The 19598-nt window shown below is 70.4% G+C and carries 16 protein-coding genes; 9 read left to right on the plus strand and 7 right to left on the minus strand.

Translation table 11 applies throughout. The features are described from left to right. Positions 1–82: 82 nt before the first annotated feature. The 3 genes from aceB (at position 83) to htpG (ending at position 5442) form a co-directional block, all read left to right on the plus strand. The gene (gene aceB, locus ACWEOE_RS10380) at positions 83–1657 is read left to right on the plus strand and encodes a malate synthase A (RefSeq protein WP_452006745.1); all 1575 of its coding nucleotides are present in this window, start codon (positions 83–85) and stop codon (positions 1655–1657) included. After that, complete coding sequence (locus tag ACWEOE_RS10385) at positions 1657–2853, plus strand: DUF6986 family protein (RefSeq protein ID WP_452006748.1); 1197 nt, start codon at positions 1657–1659, stop codon at positions 2851–2853. Before aceB ends, ACWEOE_RS10385 begins: the two co-directional genes overlap by 1 nt. 681 nt (positions 2854–3534) lie before the next feature. Then, complete coding sequence (gene htpG / locus ACWEOE_RS10390) at positions 3535–5442, plus strand: molecular chaperone HtpG (protein WP_452006751.1); 1908 nt, start codon at positions 3535–3537, stop codon at positions 5440–5442. A gap of 221 nt (positions 5443–5663) precedes the next feature. Here htpG and ACWEOE_RS10395 read toward each other — a convergent pair whose 3' ends face one another. Continuing rightward, positions 5664–7058, minus strand: coding sequence for a helix-turn-helix domain-containing protein (locus tag ACWEOE_RS10395; RefSeq protein ID WP_452006754.1), 1395 nt, complete (start codon positions 7056–7058; stop codon positions 5664–5666). A 125-nt stretch (positions 7059–7183) separates the two neighbouring features. On the opposite strand from ACWEOE_RS10395, the gene ACWEOE_RS10400 reads away from it, so the two are divergent. The 5 genes from ACWEOE_RS10400 (at position 7184) to ACWEOE_RS10420 (ending at position 13864) form a co-directional block, all read left to right on the plus strand. Then, positions 7184–8053 (plus strand): FAD binding domain-containing protein, encoded by an 870-nt coding sequence (locus tag ACWEOE_RS10400; protein ID WP_452006756.1) that lies wholly within the window; start codon positions 7184–7186, stop codon positions 8051–8053. Further along, positions 8044–8517 (plus strand): (2Fe-2S)-binding protein, encoded by a 474-nt coding sequence (locus ACWEOE_RS10405; protein ID WP_452006759.1) that lies wholly within the window; start codon positions 8044–8046, stop codon positions 8515–8517. Before ACWEOE_RS10400 ends, ACWEOE_RS10405 begins: the two co-directional genes overlap by 10 nt. Then, a complete protein-coding gene (locus tag ACWEOE_RS10410) occupies positions 8514–9854 on the plus strand; it encodes an 8-oxoguanine deaminase (protein WP_452006762.1) in 1341 nt (446 codons plus the stop codon). The genes ACWEOE_RS10405 and ACWEOE_RS10410 overlap by 4 nt, the downstream gene beginning before the upstream one ends. Beyond that, positions 9851–12133 (plus strand): xanthine dehydrogenase subunit D, encoded by a 2283-nt coding sequence (pucD, locus tag ACWEOE_RS10415; RefSeq protein WP_452006765.1) that lies wholly within the window; start codon positions 9851–9853, stop codon positions 12131–12133. Before ACWEOE_RS10410 ends, pucD begins: the two co-directional genes overlap by 4 nt. A 108-nt stretch (positions 12134–12241) precedes the next feature. Beyond that, entirely contained in the window at positions 12242–13864 is a 1623-nt protein-coding gene (locus tag ACWEOE_RS10420) for an NAD-dependent malic enzyme (protein WP_452006767.1), read from the plus strand. A gap of 53 nt (positions 13865–13917) precedes the next feature. Here the strand turns inward: ACWEOE_RS10420 and ACWEOE_RS10425 are convergent, their stop codons facing one another. From ACWEOE_RS10425 to ACWEOE_RS10450, 6 genes are all read right to left on the minus strand, one after another. Further along, positions 13918–14514, minus strand: a complete 597-nt coding sequence (locus ACWEOE_RS10425; RefSeq protein ID WP_452006770.1) for a TetR/AcrR family transcriptional regulator — start codon at positions 14512–14514, stop codon at positions 13918–13920. Next, the gene (locus ACWEOE_RS10430; protein WP_452006772.1) at positions 14511–15845 is read right to left on the minus strand and encodes a nucleobase:cation symporter-2 family protein; all 1335 of its coding nucleotides are present in this window, start codon (positions 15843–15845) and stop codon (positions 14511–14513) included. Before ACWEOE_RS10430 ends, ACWEOE_RS10425 begins: the two co-directional genes overlap by 4 nt. A gap of 24 nt (positions 15846–15869) precedes the next feature. Then, a complete protein-coding gene (gene pucL, locus ACWEOE_RS10435) occupies positions 15870–16769 on the minus strand; it encodes a factor-independent urate hydroxylase (protein WP_452006775.1) in 900 nt (299 codons plus the stop codon). A gap of 1 nt (position 16770) precedes the next feature. Then, the gene (uraH, locus tag ACWEOE_RS10440) at positions 16771–17088 is read right to left on the minus strand and encodes a hydroxyisourate hydrolase (protein ID WP_452006778.1); all 318 of its coding nucleotides are present in this window, start codon (positions 17086–17088) and stop codon (positions 16771–16773) included. Next, complete coding sequence (gene uraD / locus ACWEOE_RS10445; RefSeq protein ID WP_452006780.1) at positions 17085–17570, minus strand: 2-oxo-4-hydroxy-4-carboxy-5-ureidoimidazoline decarboxylase; 486 nt, start codon at positions 17568–17570, stop codon at positions 17085–17087. The genes uraH and uraD overlap by 4 nt, the downstream gene beginning before the upstream one ends. Before the next feature lie 85 nt (positions 17571–17655). Then, a complete protein-coding gene (locus ACWEOE_RS10450; protein WP_452006783.1) occupies positions 17656–18132 on the minus strand; it encodes a helix-turn-helix domain-containing protein in 477 nt (158 codons plus the stop codon). A 135-nt stretch (positions 18133–18267) separates the two neighbouring features. Between ACWEOE_RS10450 and allB the strand changes: the two genes are divergently transcribed. Next, positions 18268–19596 (plus strand): allantoinase AllB, encoded by a 1329-nt coding sequence (gene allB / locus ACWEOE_RS10455; protein WP_452006786.1) that lies wholly within the window; start codon positions 18268–18270, stop codon positions 19594–19596. Positions 19597–19598: the final 2 nt, after the last annotated feature.

A 19598-nucleotide genomic window follows, 5' to 3' on the forward strand; every position in this document is an offset into this window, starting at 1 on the left:
GAGCTTCCGCTATGCAGAAACTATAGTCCGTCAGGTAAAAACCGTAGGGACGTTATCCTAAGAACGACTCGGGGTGTTTCGCATGTCTGAAGTCCAGGTCCTCGGCGACTCCGTTGAGCGCGGCGACGAGATCCTGACGCCGGAAGCCCTCGCCTTCCTGGCGGGGCTGCACGACGCCTTCGCGGCGCGCCGGGACGAGCTGCTCGTGGCCCGCGGCAAGCGCCGTGAACAGGCCCGCACGACCGGTCGGCTCGACTTCCTGCCGGAGACGAAGGCCATCCGTGAAGGTGACTGGAAGGTCGCCGAGGCGCCCGCCGCGCTGCGCGACCGGCGCGTGGAGATCACCGGCCCCACCGACCGCAAGATGACCATCAACGCCCTCAACTCCGGCGCCAAGGTGTGGCTCGCCGACTTCGAGGACGCCAACACGCCCCACTGGGCCAACGTCGTGTCCGGCCAGGTCAACCTGTCCGACGCGATCCGCGAGACCATCACGCTGGAAAGCGGCGGCAAGAGCTACGCCCTGAAGGACGACGTCGAGCACGCCACCATCGTGGTCCGCCCGCGCGGCTGGCACCTCGACGAGCGCAATCTCACCTTCGGCGGCCGCCAGGGCGTCGGCGCGCTGGTGGACTTCGGGCTGTACTTCTTCCACAACGCCGCCGAACTGCTCAAGCGCGGCAAGGGCCCGTACTTCTACCTGCCGAAGATGGAAAGCCACCTCGAGGCGCGGCTGTGGAACGACGTGTTCACCCACGCCGAGAAGACCCTCGGCATCGAGCACGGCACCGTGCGCGCCACCGTGCTGATCGAGACGATCCCCGCCGCGTTCGAGATGGAGGAGATCCTCTACGAGCTGCGCGAGCACGCCTCGGGCCTCAACGCCGGCCGCTGGGACTACCTGTTCAGCGTGATCAAGTACTTCCGCGACGCCGGTGAGAAGTTCGTGCTGCCGGACCGCAACTCGGTGACCATGACCGCGCCGTTCATGCGCGCCTACACCGAGCTGCTCGTGCACACCTGCCACAGCCGCGGCGCGTTCGCGATCGGCGGCATGGCGGCGTTCATCCCGAGCAAGGACCCGAAGGTCAACGAGGGCGCGTTCGAAAAGGTCCACGCCGACAAGGCCCGCGAAGCCGCCGACGGGTTCGACGGTTCCTGGGTCGCGCACCCCGGCATGGTCGCCCTCTGCAAGGAGGAGTTCGACAAGGTCCTCGGCGACAAGCCCAACCAGCTGGAGCGCACCCGCGACGACGTCAGCGTCACGGCCGACCAGCTGCTCGACGTCGCCTCGACGCCCGGCAGCGCCACCGCGGCCGGCCTGCGCGCCGCGGTCGAGGTCGGCATCCGCTACATCGCCTCTTGGCTCAGCGGCAACGGCGCGGCCGCCATCCACAACCTCATGGAGGACGCGGCCACCGCCGAGATCTCGCGCTCGCAGATCTGGCAGTGGGTCAAGAACGGCACCACGCTCGACACCGGCGACCAGGTCACGGCCGAGCTGGTGCGCGGCGTGCTCGCCGAGGTCCGCGGTGAGCTGTCGGCCGAGGTCAAGGAAGACGTGCTCACCCCGGCCGTCGAGCTGTTCGAGCAGGTCGCGCTCGCCGACGAGTTCCCCGACTTCCTGACGCTGCCGGCCTACGAGCACATCAAGTAATGGCGGCCGGCCGGCTCACCGAGGAGACCTACACCGCCGCCGACGCGCACCTGGCCGAGGCCGACGCACGCGTCGCGGCGCTCTACCCCGGTGAGCCGCCGGGCCGTCGGCCCGTGCACACCGTGTACGTGCCGGCGTCGCAGTACCGCACCCGCCTGGTCGCCGACTGGGGCAAGCAGGCCATGCGGGTCTTCGTCGAACACGGCGACGCGCTCGACCTCGACGAAGACGTCGCCGAACGCGTCCGCACCAAGCTCCTGACCGAACCCATCGAAGACCTCCGCATCGACTTCGAAGACGGCTTCGGCCACCCCGGCGACGAAGCCGAGGACGCCGCCGCCCTGGCCGCCGGCCAAACCCTCGCCACCACCGGCGGCACACCGTTTGTGGGAATCCGCTTCAAGAGCTTCGAGGCCGCCACCCGCCGCCGGGGCATCCGCACGCTGGACCTGTTCCTCGAGGGGCTCCTGACCAACGGCGAGTTGCCCGGGGGGTTCGTCGTCACCCTCCCGAAGGTCACCGCGATCGAACAGGTCGAAGCCGCCGCTGCCGTCCTGTCCCGCCTCGAAACCGCCTACGGCCTGCCCGACGGCCGCCTCCGCTTCGAGGTCCAGATCGAGACCGCCCAATCCATCCTCGCCCACGACGGCACCGTCTCGGTGGCCCGCATCATCCAGGCCGCCGCCGGCCGCTGCTCGGGCCTGCACTACGGCACCTACGACTACAGCGCCGGCCTCGGCATCGCCGCCGCGTACCAGAGCATGGCCCACCCCGCCGCCGACTTCGCGAAGCAACTGATGCAGGTCGCCGCCGCCGGCACCGGCGTACGGCTATCCGACGGCTCCACCAACCGCCTCCCCCTCGGCGACGACCTCCACGGCGCCTGGGCCGAACACCTGCGCCTGGTCCGCCGCTCCCTGGAAAACGGCTTCTACCAGGGCTGGGACCTCCACCCGAACCAGCTGCCCACCCGCTTCGCCGCCACCTACACCTTCTACCGCGAAGGCTTCCGCACCGCAACCAAACGCCTGGCCGCCTACGCCTCCCAAACCTCCACCAGCACCTTGGACGAACCCGCCACCGCCGAGTCCCTCGCCCGCTACCTCCTCGGCGGCCTCCACTGCGGCGCCCTGGACCCAGCCGACCTCCCCTTCGACGCGGACACCCTCACCAGATACGCCCATCGCCGCCCCTGACCCACACCCGCCCCCAAGCTCGTTCGCTGCGCCAACGCACCAACGCCACATCGGGATGCTCACCCCACCCCCGCACCACGGCGAGAAGCCCCCACCCACCACCGCGACGACCACCCCCGAACCAACGCGAGGGACCCCCACCCGATCACCGCGAGGGGCTCCCGCTCGCCAGCGCGGGGGACCCGCACCCGATCACCGTGCGGGGCTCTCACTTGCCAGGGCGAGGGACCTCCACCCGATCACCGTGCGGGGCTCTCGCTCGCCAGGGCGAGGGATCTCACCCACCAACGCAACAGACAGCCCACGAGCTACCGCAACGGCCCCTGACCACGGCAGGGCCGTATCACCCAGGCCCCTCCCCGCACCCCGATCCGAAGCCGCACTGCGGCCGCCGAGCCGTTGTCAAGGCACGCTTTCCCGCCTTGACAACGGCTCAGCGGCCGTCAGCACACTCCAGCTTCGGGGTGCACGCCCAACGTAAGTCGCCCTGCGAGGACACGCACCCGAACCGACTCAAGTCGCCCTGCGAGGACCCGCACCCGAACCAACCCACCCCGCCCCTACGAGGACGACAACTACCCCAGACGCACACCCCACCAACACCCATAAACCCCCCACCCCCGCCCCAGGTAAACTCGCCGCCGTCTTTCTGGTGTGGGGTGGGAAAGGAACAACGACACCATGTCCGAACAAGCGACGCAGGCCGAGACTCTCGAGTTCCAGTCCGAAGCTCGCCAGCTCCTCCAACTGATGATCCACTCGATCTACTCGAACAAGGACATCTTCCTCCGCGAGCTCATCTCCAACGCCTCCGACGCGCTCGACAAACTCCGCCTCGAGACCTACCGCGACAAGGACCTCGAAGCCGACACCTCCGACCTCCACATCGAGCTCACCGTGGACAAGGACGCCCGCACCCTCACCGTCCGCGACAACGGCATCGGCATGTCCCGCGACGACGTCGTGAACCTCATCGGCACCATCGCCAAGTCGGGCACCGCCGAGTTCCTCCGCAAGCTCAAGGAATCGAAGGACGCCGCCGGGTCCCAGGACCTCATCGGCCAGTTCGGCGTCGGCTTCTACTCCAGCTTCATGGTCGCCGACAAGGTCACCCTCACCACGCGCAAAGCCGGCACCACCGAAGGCGTCCGCTGGGAATCCGAAGGCGAAGGCACCTACACGATCGAACCGGTCGCCGACGCCCCGCAGGGCACCGCCGTCACGCTGCACCTCAAGCCGGCCGACGACGAGGACCACCTCTTCGACTACACGTCGGAGTGGAAGGTCCGCGAGATCGTCAAGCGCTACTCGGACTTCATCACCTGGCCGGTCCGCATGGCCAAGCAGGGCACCCCCGACAGCACCGAAGAAGGCACCGAGCCGGAACTCGAGACCGTCAACTCCCGCAAGGCCCTCTGGGCCCGCCCCTCCTCGGAAGTCTCCGACGAGGAGTACCAGGAGTTCTACAAGCACATCAGCCACGACTGGAACAACGCTCTCGAAACCGTCCGCATGCAGGCGGAGGGCACGTTCGAGTACCAGGCCCTGCTCTTCATCCCGTCGCAGGCCCCGATCGACCTGTTCATGCGCGACGCGAAGCGCGGCGTGCAGCTGTACGTGAAGCGCGTGTTCATCATGGACGACTGCGAAGCGCTCATGCCGAACTACCTGCGCTTCATCAAGGGTGTCGTCGACGCGCAGGACCTCTCGCTCAACGTCTCGCGCGAGATCCTCCAGCAGGACCGCCAGATCCGCGCGATCCGCCGTCGCCTGGAGAAGAAGATCCTCTCCACGATCAAGACGATGATGACCGACGACGCCGAGAAGTACGCCACGTTCTGGCGCGAGTTCGGCCGCGCGATCAAGGAGGGTCTGCTCGACGACCCGGAGAACCGCCCGGCCATCCTCGACATCTCGTCGTTCGCGTCCACGCACCACGCCGAGAAGCCGACCAGTCTGCGCGACTACGTCTCGCGCATGAAGGAAGGCCAGGAGCACATCTACTACCTCACCGGCGAGTCGCGCACGGTGATCGAGAACTCGCCGCACCTGGAAGCGTTCCGCGCCAAGGGCTACGAGGTCCTCATCCTCACCGACCCGGTCGACGAGATGTGGGTCGACGGCGTGAGCGGGTTCGACGAGAAGTCGTTCCAGTCCGTGGCGAAGGGCGAGGTCGACCTCGGGGGCGACGAGACGTCCGACGAGCAGAAGGCCGAGTTCGAAGACCTGCTCAAGTGGATGTCCGCGACGCTCACCGACAGCGTCAAGGAGGTCCGCCTCTCGACGCGGCTGACCACGTCGCCCTCCTGCATCGTGGGCGACTCGGGTGACATGACGCCGACGCTGGAGAAGATGTACCGCGCGATGGGCCAGGAGATGCCGCAGATCAAGCGGGTCCTGGAGCTCAACCCGGACCACGAGCTGGTGACCGGGCTGCGCAAGGCGTTCGCGGAGAACCCTTCGGACGGTTCGCTCGCCGAGACCGCCGAACTGCTGCACGGCATGGCGCTGCTCGCCGAGGGCGGCGAGCTGGCCGACCCGGGCCGGTTCCTGAAGCTGGTGGCCGACCGGGCCGCGAAGGCGCTGTAATTTGGCGTCGGCTGTGATTTGGCCCCGGCTCCGCCGGGGCGTGCGAGATCGCCTTGGAGCCGGTTTCTTCCCGGCCGACATGGTCGGCCCGGGGGCCGACCACATCGGCCGGGAAGAAACCGGCGCGATCTCGCGCCGTGGTTGGCAAAGGCCGGCTGGTTTTGGCCGGTTGGGTCCGGGAAGGGCCGCCGAGGAGACTCCTTGGGGGCCCATCACGACTTTCAGGACTCCGACACCAGAGCCAGGTACACGTCGACCTGAGCGACGAAGTCCGTGAGGTCCACGCCGAGCAGCTCCGCGGCCCGCCCGATGCGGTAGCGCAGGGTGTTCACGTGGATGTGCAGGGCTTTCGCCGCGCGCGTGGGCGAGCCGGAGCACTCGAGGAACACCCGCACGGTGTGCACGAGATCCGAATGCTGTTCGGCGTCGTAGTCGAGCAGCGGCCCGAGCAGCCGGCGGCGCAACGCGGCCCGCAGCTCGGTCGACGTGCCCGCGAGCAGCAGCTGGTGCACGCCGACCTCGGCGGCGGGCACGACCACCACGTCGCCTTCCCGGCTCGCCGCCAGGGAAAGCGCGTGGCGTGCCACCTCGAACGCACCGCGTGACTCCGCCGCGGGCACGGTGTCACTCACGCCCGCGAGGATCCGGGTCGCCCGCAGCAGGGGTTCCACCGTGGACAGAGCGGTCACCGCCTGCGCGGCCCAGCCACCGGGCCACGAACCCTCGTCGGCGACGAGGGCGAGGGCTTCCGTGTGGTCGCGGCTGCCGGTCGGGGTCACCGCAAGCCCTGTGGTGGCCAGCAGCTCTGCCAGCACGTCGTCGGCTTCCGCGCTGTCCTCGGTGCGCAACGCGACCGCACGCACGAGCCCGCCCAGCGGCGCGGGCGTCGGCCGTGAGCGCGCGCGGGCCAGGCCCACGAGCCCGGCCAGCTCCTCGGCGAGCTCGGTCTGCGCGGTGCTCAGGGGACCGTCCACGGCCAGCAGCCACGGCACGGCGTGCCGGCTCTCCACCGGCAGCACGGTGAGGCCGGCCGCCGCCGTCGGCCGGGCGCGGGCGGCGGCGAACTGGCGCACGGGCTCGGCCGCCGACACCGGCAGCGCCGCCGTGCCGGCCACCACGCGGGGCACACCGGAGAGCACCCAGCACGCCGTGCCGAGCTCCTCGGCTGCGCGGGCCAGCAGGTCCGCCAGCGGCGCGTCCTCCGCGGCGGCGGTCAGCAAGCGTTTGCGCGCCCCGTCGGCGGCGGCGGCGAGCGCGAGCACCACCCTCTCGGTGACCACGGCGAACGACAGGTCGGGCGGCACTTCGAGCAGCGGGACGCCGTGGCGGGCGCACGTGTCGACGACGTCGGCCGGGATGCCGCCGGCGTCGGCACCCGAGGCGGCCAGTGCGGCCGCACCGCCGGCGGCCAGCGCCGCCACGAACGGCTCGGCGTCGCCCGGCGCGCGCCACCACAGCAGGCCGGACAACACGAGCTCACCCGCTGTCAGGTAGCGGCCCGGATCGGGCAGCTCGGTCACGTAGATCCGCGTGACGGCGCGGTCGAGCAGGTCTTCGGCGGTGCTCGGGTGCGGGCGCAGTCCGGGCAGGCCCAGCAGGGTTCTCACGGTCGTCATCAGGCTTGTAGGAAAGCACAAACGGGTGGGCTCGCGCTGGTGCGGCTTTCATGGCGGGCCACCGTTGCCGCGCGGGCGCGTTCGGCGTGTACTGGGGCATCAGCCCCGTGGGGAGGAGCTCGAGCGTGGATTTCCTGCGACCCGTCGACCTGGCCGAGGCGCTGGCCGTGAAGGCCGAACGCCCCGACGCGGTGCCGATCGCCGGCGGCACGGATGTCATGGTGGAGCTCAATTTCGACCACCGCCGCCCGGCCGCGTTGCTCGATCTCACCGGGGTCGCGGAGCTGGCGGAGTGGTCCACTTCGGACGGCGTCATCCGGCTCGGGGCGACGGTGCCTTATTCGCGGGTGATCACCGAGCTGGGTGAACCTCTGCCCGCGCTGGCGATGGCGTCACGCACGGTCGGTTCGCCGCAGATCCGCAACCGCGCCACGGTCGGTGGCAACCTGGGCGCCGCGTCGCCGGCCGGGGACACCCACCCGGTACTGCTGGCGCTGGGCGCGCAGATCGAGGTCGCGTCCGTGCGGGGCTCGCGCGTGCTGCCCGCGCAGCAGTTCTACCTCGGCGTGAAGCGCAACGCGCTGGAGCCCGACGAGCTGGTCACCGCCGTCCACCTGCCCGCGCACGCGGGCCCGCAGCAGTTCTCGAAGGTCGGCACGCGCAACGCGATGGTGATCGCCGTCTGCTCGTTCGCGGTGAACGTGCGGCCTGCGTCGCGCGAGGTGGGTGCCGCCGTCGGCTCGGCCGCACCCACCCCACGCCGGGCCCGGGAAGCCGAGCAGTTCCTGGCGGCCGAGCTGCCGTGGGACGCGCCCGCGCCGCTGGCCGACTCGCTGAAACGGCGCTTCGGTGAGCTGGTGGCCGCGGCCACCGCGCCGATCGACGACGTCCGCGGCAGCGCGGACTACCGCAGACACGCCCTGGCCGTGCTCGCCCGACGCACGCTGACCTGGGCCTGGGACGAACACCGGGGGAGCGAGCGCACGTGCGCGTGAACGTGACCGTCAACGGCGAGGCCCGCGAGGCCGACGACGTGTGGGAAGGCGAGAGCCTGCTCTACGTGCTGCGCGAGCGGCTCGGCCTGCCGGGTTCGAAGAACGCTTGTGAACAGGGCGAATGCGGATCCTGCACGGTGTACCTCGACGACGTGCCGGTGTGCTCGTGCCTCGTCGCGGCGGGTCAGGTCGAGGGCCGCGAGGTGCGCACCGTCGAGGGGCTGGCCGAGGGCGACACACTCGACCCGGTGCAGCAGTCCTTCGTGGACAACGGCGCCGTGCAGTGCGGTTTCTGCACGCCGGGCCTGGTCGTGGCCGCCCACGACCTGCTCAACCGCGTGGCGCGCCCGAGCGAGGAGGAGATCCGCGAGGCGCTGGCGGGGAACCTGTGCCGGTGCACGGGGTACGAGAAGATCCTCGATGCGGTGCGCGCCGCTGCCGTGGTCAAGGGAGGTGTCGCGTGAGGACGGTCGTCGAGAACGCCGCGATCGCCACGGTCACCGGTCCCGAGTACGCATCCGGGTACGTGCTCGTCGACAACGGCGTGATCGCCGAAGTCGGCGAAGGCACCTTCACCGGTGAAGCCGAGGAGCACGTCGACGCGTCCGGTTGTCTGGTCACGCCGGGGCTGGTCAACACCCACCACCACCTCTACCAGTGGGCCACCCGCGGGATGGTGGCCGACCACACGCTGTTCGAGTGGCTCGTGGCGCTCTACCCGGTGTGGGGGCGGCTCGACGCGGAGATCACGCACGCCGCGGGCGTGGCCGGGATGGCTCGGCTCGCGCTCACCGGCTGCACGACTGTGGCCGACCACCACTACGTCTTCCCGCGCGACGGCGGTGACCAGGTCGAGGCGCTCGTCGCGGCCCGTCAGCGCGTCGGCGTGCGGCTGCACCTCGTGCGCGGCTCGATGGACCGCGGCGAGTCCGAGGGCGGGCTGCCGCCCGACAACCTCGTCGAGGGCACCGATGCCGCGCTGGTCGGCACGGAGGCCGTGATCGACCGGTTCCACGATTCGTCGCCCGACGCGCACCTGCGCATCGCCGTCGGCCCGTGCTCGCCGTTCTCCGTGACCGAGCGGCTGATGATCGGCGCGGCGGACCTGGCCCGGCGCAAGGGCGTGCGGCTGCACACCCACCTGGCCGAGACGCTCGACGAGGAACGCCAGTGCCTCGCCGAGGTCGGCTGCACGCCGGCCGAGTACGCGGACAAGCTCGGCTGGCTGGCGCGTGACGTCTGGCTCGCGCACACCGTGCACCTCGCGCCCGACGCGATCCGCCGCTTCGCCGCCACCGGCACGGGTTCGGCGCACTGCCCGACGTCCAACGGCCGGCTCGGCGCGGGCATCGCCCCGGTGCGGGACCTGCTCGACGCCGGTGCGCCCGTGGGCCTCGGGGTCGACGGCGCCGCGTCCAACGAGTCCGGCGGCCTCGGCGAGGAGCTGCACCAGGCGTTGCTGCAGGCACGCCAGCGCGGCGGGCCGAAGGCACTGAGCACCCGGGAAGCCTTGTGGCTCGCCACGATGGGTGGCGCGCGCTGCCTCGGGCGCGAAACCGAGCTGGGCTCGGTCGAGACCGGCAAGGTCGCCGACCTGGCCGTGTGGGACCTCTCGGGCCTGGAGTACGCGGGCATCACCGACCCGGTGGCCGCGCTGGTGCTGGGTGCGACGCCGCCGTTGGCGCGGCTGCTGGTGGGCGGGCGGACCGTCGTCGAGCACGGCGCGCTGCGCGAAGAGGACGAGACCGTGATCGCCCGCGACCTGGCCGCCGCGAGCGCCCGGCTGCGGGAGGACCGATGACGGCCACCGCGAGCACGTCGACGACCGCCGGCACCGCGACGACCACCGGCAACGGCGTCGGCACCAACGCGCCCCGGCCCGACGGCACGGTGAAGGTGCGCGGCGAGTTCGCGTACTCGTCGGACCTGTGGCACGACGACATGCTGTGGGGCGCGACCCTGCGCAGCCCGCACCCGTACGCGCGGATCACCGGCATCGACCTCACACAAGCGCTTGCCGTGCCCGGGGTTCACGCCGTGCTGACCCACGAGGACGTGCCCGGCGTCAACCGCTACGGCCTGGAGCACCCCGACCAGCCGGTGCTCGCCGACTCGGTCGTGCGCTACCAGGGCGAGCCCGTCGCGCTCGTCGCCGCCGACCACCCGGAGACGGCGCGGCGGGCGATGAACCGCATCAAGGTGACGTACGAGGAGCTGGAACCCGTCACCGACTCCGAGGCGGCGGTGCGGGGTGAGGGCCCTTCGCTGCACGACGGCGGGAACGTGGTGCGGCACGTGGGGATCCGGCGTGGGTCCTCGGATGTTCGCGCCGACGTTGTGGTGTCCGGCGTGTACGAGGTCGGGATGCAGGACCAGGCGTTCCTGGGCCCGGAGTCGGGGCTCGCCGTGCCCGATTCCGTCGGCGGCGTGGACCTTTACGTGGCAACGCAGTGGCTCCACGTGGACCAGCAGCAGATCGTCGCGGCGCTCGGGCTGCCCGTCGACAAGGTGCGGCTCACGCTCAGCGGCGTCGGCGGGGCGTTCGGCGGCCGTGAGGACCTGTCGATCCAGGTGCACGCGTGCCTGCTCGCGCTGCACACCGGCAAGCCCGTGAAGATGGTGTACAACCGCGAAGAGTCCTTCTACGGCCACGTGCACCGTCACCCGGCGAAGATGTACTACGAACACGGCGCGACGTCCGACGGCCGGCTCGTGTTCGTCCGCGCCCGCCTGTACCTCGACGGCGGCGCCTACACCTCGTCCACCCCCGCGGTGGTGGCCAACGCGGCGACACTCGGCATCGGACCATACACAGTGGACAATGTGTCGATCGATTGTTGGGGCGCCTACACGAACAACCCGCCGTGCGGCGCCATGCGTGGCTTCGGCGCGGTGCAGGCCGCGTTCGGCTACGAGTCGCAAATGGACAAGCTCGCGGCCGCGTGCGGCCTGGATCCCGTGGAGCTGCGCATCCGCAACGCGATGACCGAGGGCGCGGTGATGCCGACCGGCCAGGTCGTGGACTCGGCCGCCCCGGTCGCGGAACTCCTGGACCGCCTGCGCGCACGTCCGTTGCCGAGTTCTCGTTCGGCTGACCTGCGGCACCTGCCCGGCGGCGTCTCCAACACCACGCACGGCGAGGGCGTGGTGCGCGGAGTGGGCTACGCGGTGGGGGTCAAGAACGTCTGCTTCTCCGAGGGCTTCGACGACTACTCCACCGCCCGCGTCCGCCTCCAGCTCGTCGGCGGCGAACCCGCGGCCACCGTGCACACGGCGGCGTGCGAGGTCGGCCAGGGCCTGGTCACGGTCGTGCAGCAGATCGTCCGCACGGAACTCGGCGTCGACCAGGTCACCGTGCTGCCCATGGACACCTCCATCGGCAACGGCGGCTCCACCTCGGCCTCCCGCCAGACCTACGTGACCGGCGGCGCGGTGCAGGCCGCGTCCGCCGCCGTCCGCTCGCGGGTTTTGGCCCATGCCGGCCTGCCCGCGTCCGCGCGTGTGTCGGGCGGCAAGCTCGTCGCGTCCGACGGCGCGATCTTGGGTGACCTCGTGTCCGTCTTGGGCACCTCGACGTTCGACGAAACGGTCGAATGGCGCCACCGCCCGACGTTCCCTTTGGACGACTCGGGCCAGGGCACCGCCCACGTCCAGTACGCCTTCGCCGCCCACCGCGCCGTCGTGGACGTCGACGTCGAGCTGGGCCTGGTCAAGGTCGTGGCCCTCGACTGCGCCCAGGACGTCGGCCGGGCCCTCAACCCGCAGGCCGTCCTCGGCCAGATCCAGGGCGGCTCGGCCCAGGGCCTGGGTCTGGCGGTCATGGAGGAAATCCAGGTCACCGACGGCCGCGTCCGCAACCCGTCCTTCACCGACTACCTCATCCCCACGGTGCTCGACATGCCCCCGATGACCATCGACGTCCTCGAACGCCCCGACCCCCACGCCCCCTACGGCCTCCGCGGCGTCGGCGAACCCCCCACCATCTCCTCCACCCCGGCCATCGTCGCCGCCATCCGCGCCGCGACGGGGTTGGCTCTGACGCGGGTGCCGGTGCGGCCGGAACACCTGACGGGTACGTGAAGGGCAGTTTGCCCAGCCCCGTCCGATCGTGACGGGTAATGCTGGCGGCCGGCCCGGCACCGTGCTTGAGTCGACGGGACGAACGTCCGATGTGGAGGAAACCCGGTCATGGCCGAACGTGGACAAGAACGCCTTTTCGACCCACTCACCACCAAAGGCACCGCCTTCACCCATGACGAACGCCGCCGGCTGGGGCTGCTCGGACTGTTGCCGCTGGCCGAGAAGACGATCGAAGAGCAGGTCGCGCACACCTACGGCGAGCTGGAGCGCCAGCCGACCGACCTGAGCAAGCACGTGTACCTGCGCAGCCTGCAGGACCGCAACGAAACGCTGTTCTACCGCCTCCTCGCCGAGCACCTCGAGGAAACCCTCCCCATCGTCTACACACCGACGGTCGGCGAGGCGTGCCAGCGCTTCAGCGAGATCTACCGCCGCCCGCGCGGCCTCTACGTGTCCTACCCCGACCGCGAGCACCTGCGCGAAGTGCTCAGGAACCGGCCCCACCAGGAGATCGACGTCATCGTCGTCACCGACGGCCAGCGGATCCTCGGGCTGGGCGACCAGGGCATCGGCGGCATGGGCATCCCGATCGGGAAGCTGTCGCTGTACACGCTGATCGGCGGTATCGACCCCGCGCGCACGTTGCCGATCCTGCTCGACGTGGGCACCGACAACGTCGAGCGCCTCGAAGACCCGCAGTACCTCGGCTGGCGGCACCGCCGCATCGCCGACGACGAGTACTACGCCTTCGTGGACGACTTCGTCACGGCCGTCCGCGAAGAGCTGCCCACGGTTCTTCTGCAGTGGGAAGACTTCGCGACCACCCACGCCCAGCCGATCCTCACGAAGTACCGCGACCAGCTCCTCACCTTCAACGACGACATCCAGGGCACCGCCGCCGTCGCATTGGGGGCGTTGCACGGGGCGGCGCAGGTGGCCGGGCGGCCGTTGTCGCAACAGCAGGTGGTGATGCTCGGGGCCGGGTCGGCGGGCATCGGGGTGCTGGAGATGGTGCGCCAGGAGATGGTGGCGCAGGGGCTGACCGACGCGGAGGCGGCCGAGCGCATCTGGGTCGTCGACGTCGTCGGCCTGCTCACCGACGACCGCACCGACTTGTCGGACGGTCAACGCCGCTTCGCGCAGCCGGCCGCGCGGGTGGAAGGCTGGCAGGGCACCGGGCTCGCCGACGTCGTCCACCACGTCGACGTGGGCGTGCTGCTCGGCCTGTCGACCGCGACGGGGGCGTTCACCGAGGACATCGTCCGCGAGCTGGCTGCCAAAACCGAACGGCCGATCATCTTCCCGCTCTCCAACCCCACCAGCCGCGCCGAGGCGCACCCGCGCGAGCTCGACGAGTGGACCGACGGCCGCGCCCTCATCGCCACCGGCTCACCCTTCGCCCCGATCGAACGCGACGGCAAGCAGCACCGCGTCGCGCAGTGCAACAACGTCTACATCTTCCCGGCCATCGGCCTGGCCGTCACGGCGTCGCGCGCCACCCGCGTCACCGACGCCATGATGCGAGTGGCGGCGAAGACGCTCGGCGAAGCGTCACCCGCGCTCCGGGATCCGGACGAGGCCCTGCTGCCGGCGTGGGAGGACGTGCCCGAGATCGCCACGCGCATCGCCGTCGCCGTCGCCGAGCAGGCCGTGAAAGACGGCGTGGCACCGCCCGACGACAACCTTGCCGAGACCGTGCGCAAGGCCCGCTGGACGCCTGACTACCGCTAGCGAGGTCGCGATATCAGTCGGCGGAGGTGGGCCGTGTGCCCCCGGGACACCGACTACCGCTTCTTGCCGTCCTGCCCGAGCTCCGCCAGCAGCCGCCGCGCCACGTCGACCGCGGCGGCGCCCGCCACGGCCATCGGTTCCGGTGACCGCATCGACCGCGCCAGCACAAAAGCGCCCTCCAGGCTGGTCACCAAAGCGATCGTCAACACCCGCCCCTGCTCCGCCGGCAGCCCGAACGCCGTGAACTTCTCCGTGCCCGCGGAGATCCACGCGCTGAAGACGTCGGCCGTCGCCTGGCGCAGGGGCTCGCTCGTGGTGGCCACTTCCAGAGCCACGGTGGCGATCGGACAGCCCTCGACGTAGTCCGTCTCCAGCAACGTCGTCACCCCGGCGGCGAAGAACGCCTCGATGCCCGTCACCACATCAGGTGCCGGAGCGATGAAGAGGTCGAACAGCTGCCCGTACTCCATGCCCGACGTGCGGATGACCTCTTCGGCGAGCTGTTCCTTGCCGCCGGGGAAGAAGTGGTACAGCGAGCCGAAGGGCGCGCCGGCCTTCTCGACGATCTGTTTCACGCCCGTGCCGGTGTAGCCGCCGCGGCGGAAGAGCTCCGCGCCCGCGGCCAGGATGCGGTCCTTCGTGCCAGTCACGGCACCGAGGATAGCTCCGGGGCGCTAGAGCGTTCTATCAATCGTTCCCCGAACACCAGGTTCAGCACCACCGCCGCGAGACAGCCCGCGCTGATGCCGGAGTTGAGCACCACCTGCAACGCCGCCGGAAACCCCGAGTAGAAGCCCGGCATCGCGATGGGAATGAGCCCGACGCCCAGCGAAGCAGCGACGATCGCGATGTTGCCGGGGTGCTCGAACGACGCCTTCGCCAGCGTCCGCACGCCGCTCACCGCCACGCTGCCGAACAGCACCAGCCCGGCGCCGCCGAGCACGGGCTGGGGCACGAGTGCCACGATCCCGCCCGTCACCGGCAGGGCGCCGAGCACCACCAGCACCACGCCGCTCGCCGCGACCACGTACCGGCTGACCATCCGCGTCAGCGACACCAGCCCGATGTTCTGCGCGAACGCCGTGCACGCGAACCCGCCGAACACCGTGCTCACGGCGGTGGCGAGACCGTCGGCGCGCAGTCCGTCGGCCAGGGTCCGGCTCGTGGTCGGCCGCCCGACGATCTCGCCGAGCGCCAGCAGGTCGGCCGTGCTCTCGGCCATGACCACGAGCATCACGATGAGCATCGACACGATCGCCGCGATGTCGAACACCGGCGCGCCGAAGTGGAACGGTGTGGCGATGCCGAACACCGGCGCCTGCCGCAGAGTCGACGTGTCGACTTCGCCGAGTGGCCACGCCACCAGCGTGCCGACAACCAGGCCGAGCAGCAGCGCGATCCGGCTCCAGAACCCCGACAGGAACCGCGTGAACACCAGCACCGCGACCAGCGTGATGCCCGCCAGCAGCAACCCGTTGGGCCGCGCGGCCGGTTGCTGTGCGGAAATCCACTGCACGGCAACAGGCAGCAGCGAAACTCCGATCAACGTGATCACGGTCCCGGTGACCACGGGTGGGAAGAACCGCGTGAGCTTCGAGAAGAACGGCGCGGCCAGCACCACGAACACGCCACCCACGAGCGTCGCGCCGTAGACGACACCGAGTGCGTTGCCGGCGTGCTGCTGCGCGATCGCCAGGATCGGCGCGACTGACGCGAAGGTGACGCCGTTGACCAGCGGCAGCCGTGCACCGAAGCGCCACACGCCGAGTGTCTGCAACAGGGTCGCGAGCCCCGCGGTGAACAGCGAGGCGCTGATGAGCAGGCTCAGCTGTCCGGGTGAAAGCCCGACTGCCGCGCCGATCACCAGGGGCGGGGCCACCACGCCGGCGTACATCGCGGCGACGTGCTGGATTCCGCCGAGCACGAGCTGCGGCCACTTCGGGCGCACATCGACGGGATGACGGTGGGGTCGTTCTGACATGTGCTCTCCCGGTGGGATTCGGGGCTAGAGCACGGCGACGGTCCAGGCCGGGCCGGGCTCCTCGGCTTCGTCGCGGACCGCGGTGCCTTCGATGAGGCCGTACGGGCGGTCGGCGGCGTAGAACACCTCGTTGTGATTCTCGAGGCCGAAGGGGCTCAGGTCGACGAGGAAGTGGTGCTTGTTCGGCAGCGAAAGCCGGACCTCGGCGACCTCGGGCCGTGCGAGCAGCACGGCCTCGCCCATCGTGTACAGGGTCTGCTGCAACGACAGACTGTGTTTCGTGGCGAACGCCTGCAGCAGCGTCCGCCGGATCTCCCGGTGGTTCTCGGCCCAATCGATGTCCGCGGCCGCGGGGTTCCCGTCGTAGCGCCAACGCGCGGTGACGGCGGTCGCCAGGATGCGGTCGTCGGTTTCGGCCAGGGTGGTGTACTCGTCGCGCGGAAAGCCGTGGAACTCCGAACCGCCCGACTTGAGCACGGTCAAACCGTCCACACCGGACACCACCCACGCGCGGTCGGCGTGCACGGTCACGGTGGTGGTGCGGCGTTCGCCGCCGGAGCTGCTGAACGCGTGGTCGTGCGGCGCGCCGTCGACCGGGATGCGGTCCCACGCGTGCTCGGCGACCGTGACCACGGCGCCGTGGATCGCGTCCTGCGTGGCCACGAAATGCCGGCCCAGGCGCAGCGCGAAGTCCTCGATCTCGCCGACGTCCTGCTGCTTGGCGAAGGCGTAGACGGTGTTCTTCTGGGCGTCGGTGGTCAGCACGTCGGCGTTGTCCCCGGTCAGGTGCGTGGCCGCCAGTTCCCCGCGCAGGGACGTGGACACGGTGAGGTCGCGCAGGTGGTGCACCGGTCCGTCGCGCCGGACGGTGACCAGGCGGACCTCCGCCTTGCCGTACTGGTTCGGGCCCAGAGAGATTCCCACATCAGCTCCCGCGGTAGGTGGAATAGGCGAACGGGCTCAGCAGGACCGGCACGTGGTGGTGTGAAGTGCCGTCGGTGATGCGGAACGCGATGGTCACGTCGGGGAAAAACGCTTCGGGCCCGAGATAGGTACCGGTGTCGAAGACCAACCGGTAGACGCCGGGTTCGAGCGCGTCGGGGCCGAGATCGCGGACGCGGCCGTCGTCGTCGGTCACGCCTTCGGCGATCGGCGTGCCGTCACCGCGTTCGAAGCGCACGGTGATACCGGCAGCGGGTTTTCCGGCCGCGGTGTCGAGCACGTGCGTGGTCACCAAGCTCATGCGTCTATCACCTTCCGCAGGCGCAGCACGGCGATCTTCGCCAGCTCCGCGCCCGCCACGTCGAGTTCGGTCTCGGGGTCGTTGCCCAGCCGCGACCGCAGGTTCGCGAGCAGTTCCGTCCCGCTGCGGCCGCCGGCGCACACGAGGAACACGTGGCCGAAGTGTGCTTCGTACTCGGCGTTCGCGGCGGCGAACTCGTCGGCGTTGTCCACACCGGACTGTTCGGAGCGCGACCACTCGGCGTCGGCGCCCGTGTTCGTGGGCTTCTCGCCGATCCGCGGGTGGGCGGCGATGGCTTCGCGCACCTCGTGGCGGTGCAGGGGAGTGGCTGCTCGTGCGGCGTCGGCGAGCGCCGCGAAGTCCGCGTACGGCCGGCCGGAGAGCACCGCGTCGACCCAGCGCGGCACGGCCAGGCAGGCCGTGAGCACGGGCCGGACCTCGGCGGCGCCGGCGGTGTTGAAGTCGGGCAGAGCGAGTGGCACGGAATCTCCTCGCTGCGGGAGAGCTGGTGCCTGCCGACGGTACGGCGCCCTAGCGCCACCGTCAACATTTTGTTGAAATCGCTGGTCAGTCGACCTCTCGGTTGAGGTAGTTGTAGACCGTGAAGCGCGTGACGCCCAGCGCCTCGGCTACCGCGGACACCGATTTCCGCAGGCTGAACGCCCCGCGTTCACGCAGCAGGCGCACGGCTCGCTGCTTGTCCGGGCGGTCGAGGTCGGCGAGCTTCGCGCCCAGCTCGCGCTCGACGTCGGCGATGAGCCGCGACAGCGCGGTGTTGAGCTCGACGGGCGGCGTCGGGGCGGGTTCGTCGGTGCGGCGCAGCTGCACGGTGACGCGAGTGGCGCCGCCTTCGAGGGCGGCCCGGGCGATGGCCGGCAGGGAGTTCATGAGCTGCTCGGCCGGGCCGCGGGCGAGTGTGCCGAGTGGGCCGAAGTCGGTGTCGAGGCCGGCGTCGCGGGCCGCGTCGCGTGCGCGCACGGCGTGCTCCGGCGGGGCGCCCTCGCCCTGGAAGGGTTCGCTGGTGAACTCGGCTTCTAGCTCCACCCGCTGACCGTAACGTGGGGGGAGAGGCGTTGACGAGGCGAGAGCGTCGTGGTTAATCTCGGTTGGCGAAACGAAGTTTCCGTACTGTGAAACAACCTGCCGGAACTGCCGGCGGGAGAAGGAGTGTGCCCGCAGATGGATCTCGTGGTGCGCGCCGCACGGGCGGTGACGGCGTCCGGCGAAGGTCCGGCAACGCTGGGAATCCACAGTGGCCGGATCGTCGCCCTGGAGCCGGGAATCGTCGACCTGGCCGGTGATCGCGTGGTCGAACTCGCGGCCGACGAGGTGCTGCTGCCCGGGCTCGTTGACACCCACGTGCACGTGAACGACCCCGGCCGCGCCGAGTGGGAGGGTTTCGAGACCGCAACGCGTGCGGCGGCCGCCGGTGGCGTGACGACGATCGTCGACATGCCGCTCAACAGCCTGCCGCCGACGGTCGACGTCGCCGCGCTGGAAGTGAAGCGCAAGGCGGCAACGGGACGCATGCACGTGGACGTCGGTTTCTGGGGCGGCGCGATTCCCGGCAACATCGGCGATCTGCGTCCGCTGTACGACGCGGGGGTGTTCGGGTTCAAGTGTTTCCTGCTGCACTCGGGTGTCGACGAGTTCCCGCCACTCGACCCCGCGGGCCTCGACGCCGCGATGAGTGAGCTGGCCTTGTTCGACGCGATGATGATCGTGCACGCCGAGGACTCCGACGCCATCGAGGCCGCTCCCGATCCGCGCGGCGGGAAGTACACCGATTTCCTCGGCTCACGGCCGCGGAACGCCGAGAACCTGGCCATCACACACGTGATCGAAGCGGCCCGGCGCACCGGGGCTCGCGCGCATGTGCTGCATCTGTCCTCTTCGGACGCCGTGGCGCTGATCGCGAGCGCGCGCCGGGAAGGTGTTGCGCTGTCGGCGGAAACGTGTCCGCACTACCTGAGTTTCGTCGCGGAGGAGATCCGCGACGGCGCCACGCAGTTCAAGTGCTGCCCGCCGATCCGCGAGGCCGCGAACCGCGAACTGCTGTGGCAGGGCCTGGCCGAAGGCGTGATCGAGACGATCGTGAGCGACCACTCGCCGTGCACACCCGAGCTGAAACGCTTCGACACCGGCGATTTCGGCCTCGCTTGGGGCGGGATTTCGAGCCTGCAGCTGGGATTGCCGGCGGTGTGGACGCAGGCGCGGCAGCGAGGCTTCTCGCTGAGTGACATCGTGCGCTGGATGGCCGAACGCCCGGCCGCGCAGGTCGGGATGACCCGCAAGGGCCACCTCGCCGTCGGCTACGACGCCGACTTTTCGGTGTTCGCGCCCGACGAGGCGTTTGTCGTCGACGTCGCGGCGCTGAAACACCGCAACCCGGTGAGCGCCTACGACCAGCGCCCGCTGGCCGGTGTCGTGCGCGGCACATGGCTGCGTGGCGCGCCCGTGACCGGTGACGAACCGCGGGGAGAGCTGTTGACCAGGGGGAACTGCTAGAG

The organism is Amycolatopsis sp. NPDC004368 (genome assembly GCF_053602515.1).

Excerpts from the sequence above, each read along its gene's own strand:
- aceB (WP_452006745.1), top strand. The coding sequence starts at position 83 with ATGTCTGAAGTCCAGGTCCTCGGCGACTCCGTTGAGCGCGGCGACGAG.
- ACWEOE_RS10385 (WP_452006748.1), top strand. The coding sequence starts at position 1,657 with ATGGCGGCCGGCCGGCTCACCGAGGAGACCTACACCGCCGCCGACGCG.
- htpG (WP_452006751.1), top strand. The coding sequence starts at position 3,535 with ATGTCCGAACAAGCGACGCAGGCCGAGACTCTCGAGTTCCAGTCCGAA.
- ACWEOE_RS10395 (WP_452006754.1), bottom strand. The coding sequence starts at position 7,058 with ATGACGACCGTGAGAACCCTGCTGGGCCTGCCCGGACTGCGCCCGCAC.
- pucD (WP_452006765.1), top strand. The coding sequence starts at position 9,851 with ATGACGGCCACCGCGAGCACGTCGACGACCGCCGGCACCGCGACGACC.
- ACWEOE_RS10420 (WP_452006767.1), top strand. The coding sequence starts at position 12,242 with ATGGCCGAACGTGGACAAGAACGCCTTTTCGACCCACTCACCACCAAA.
- ACWEOE_RS10430 (WP_452006772.1), bottom strand. The coding sequence starts at position 15,845 with ATGTCAGAACGACCCCACCGTCATCCCGTCGATGTGCGCCCGAAGTGG.
- uraH (WP_452006778.1), bottom strand. The coding sequence starts at position 17,088 with ATGAGCTTGGTGACCACGCACGTGCTCGACACCGCGGCCGGAAAACCC.
- allB (WP_452006786.1), top strand. The coding sequence starts at position 18,268 with ATGGATCTCGTGGTGCGCGCCGCACGGGCGGTGACGGCGTCCGGCGAA.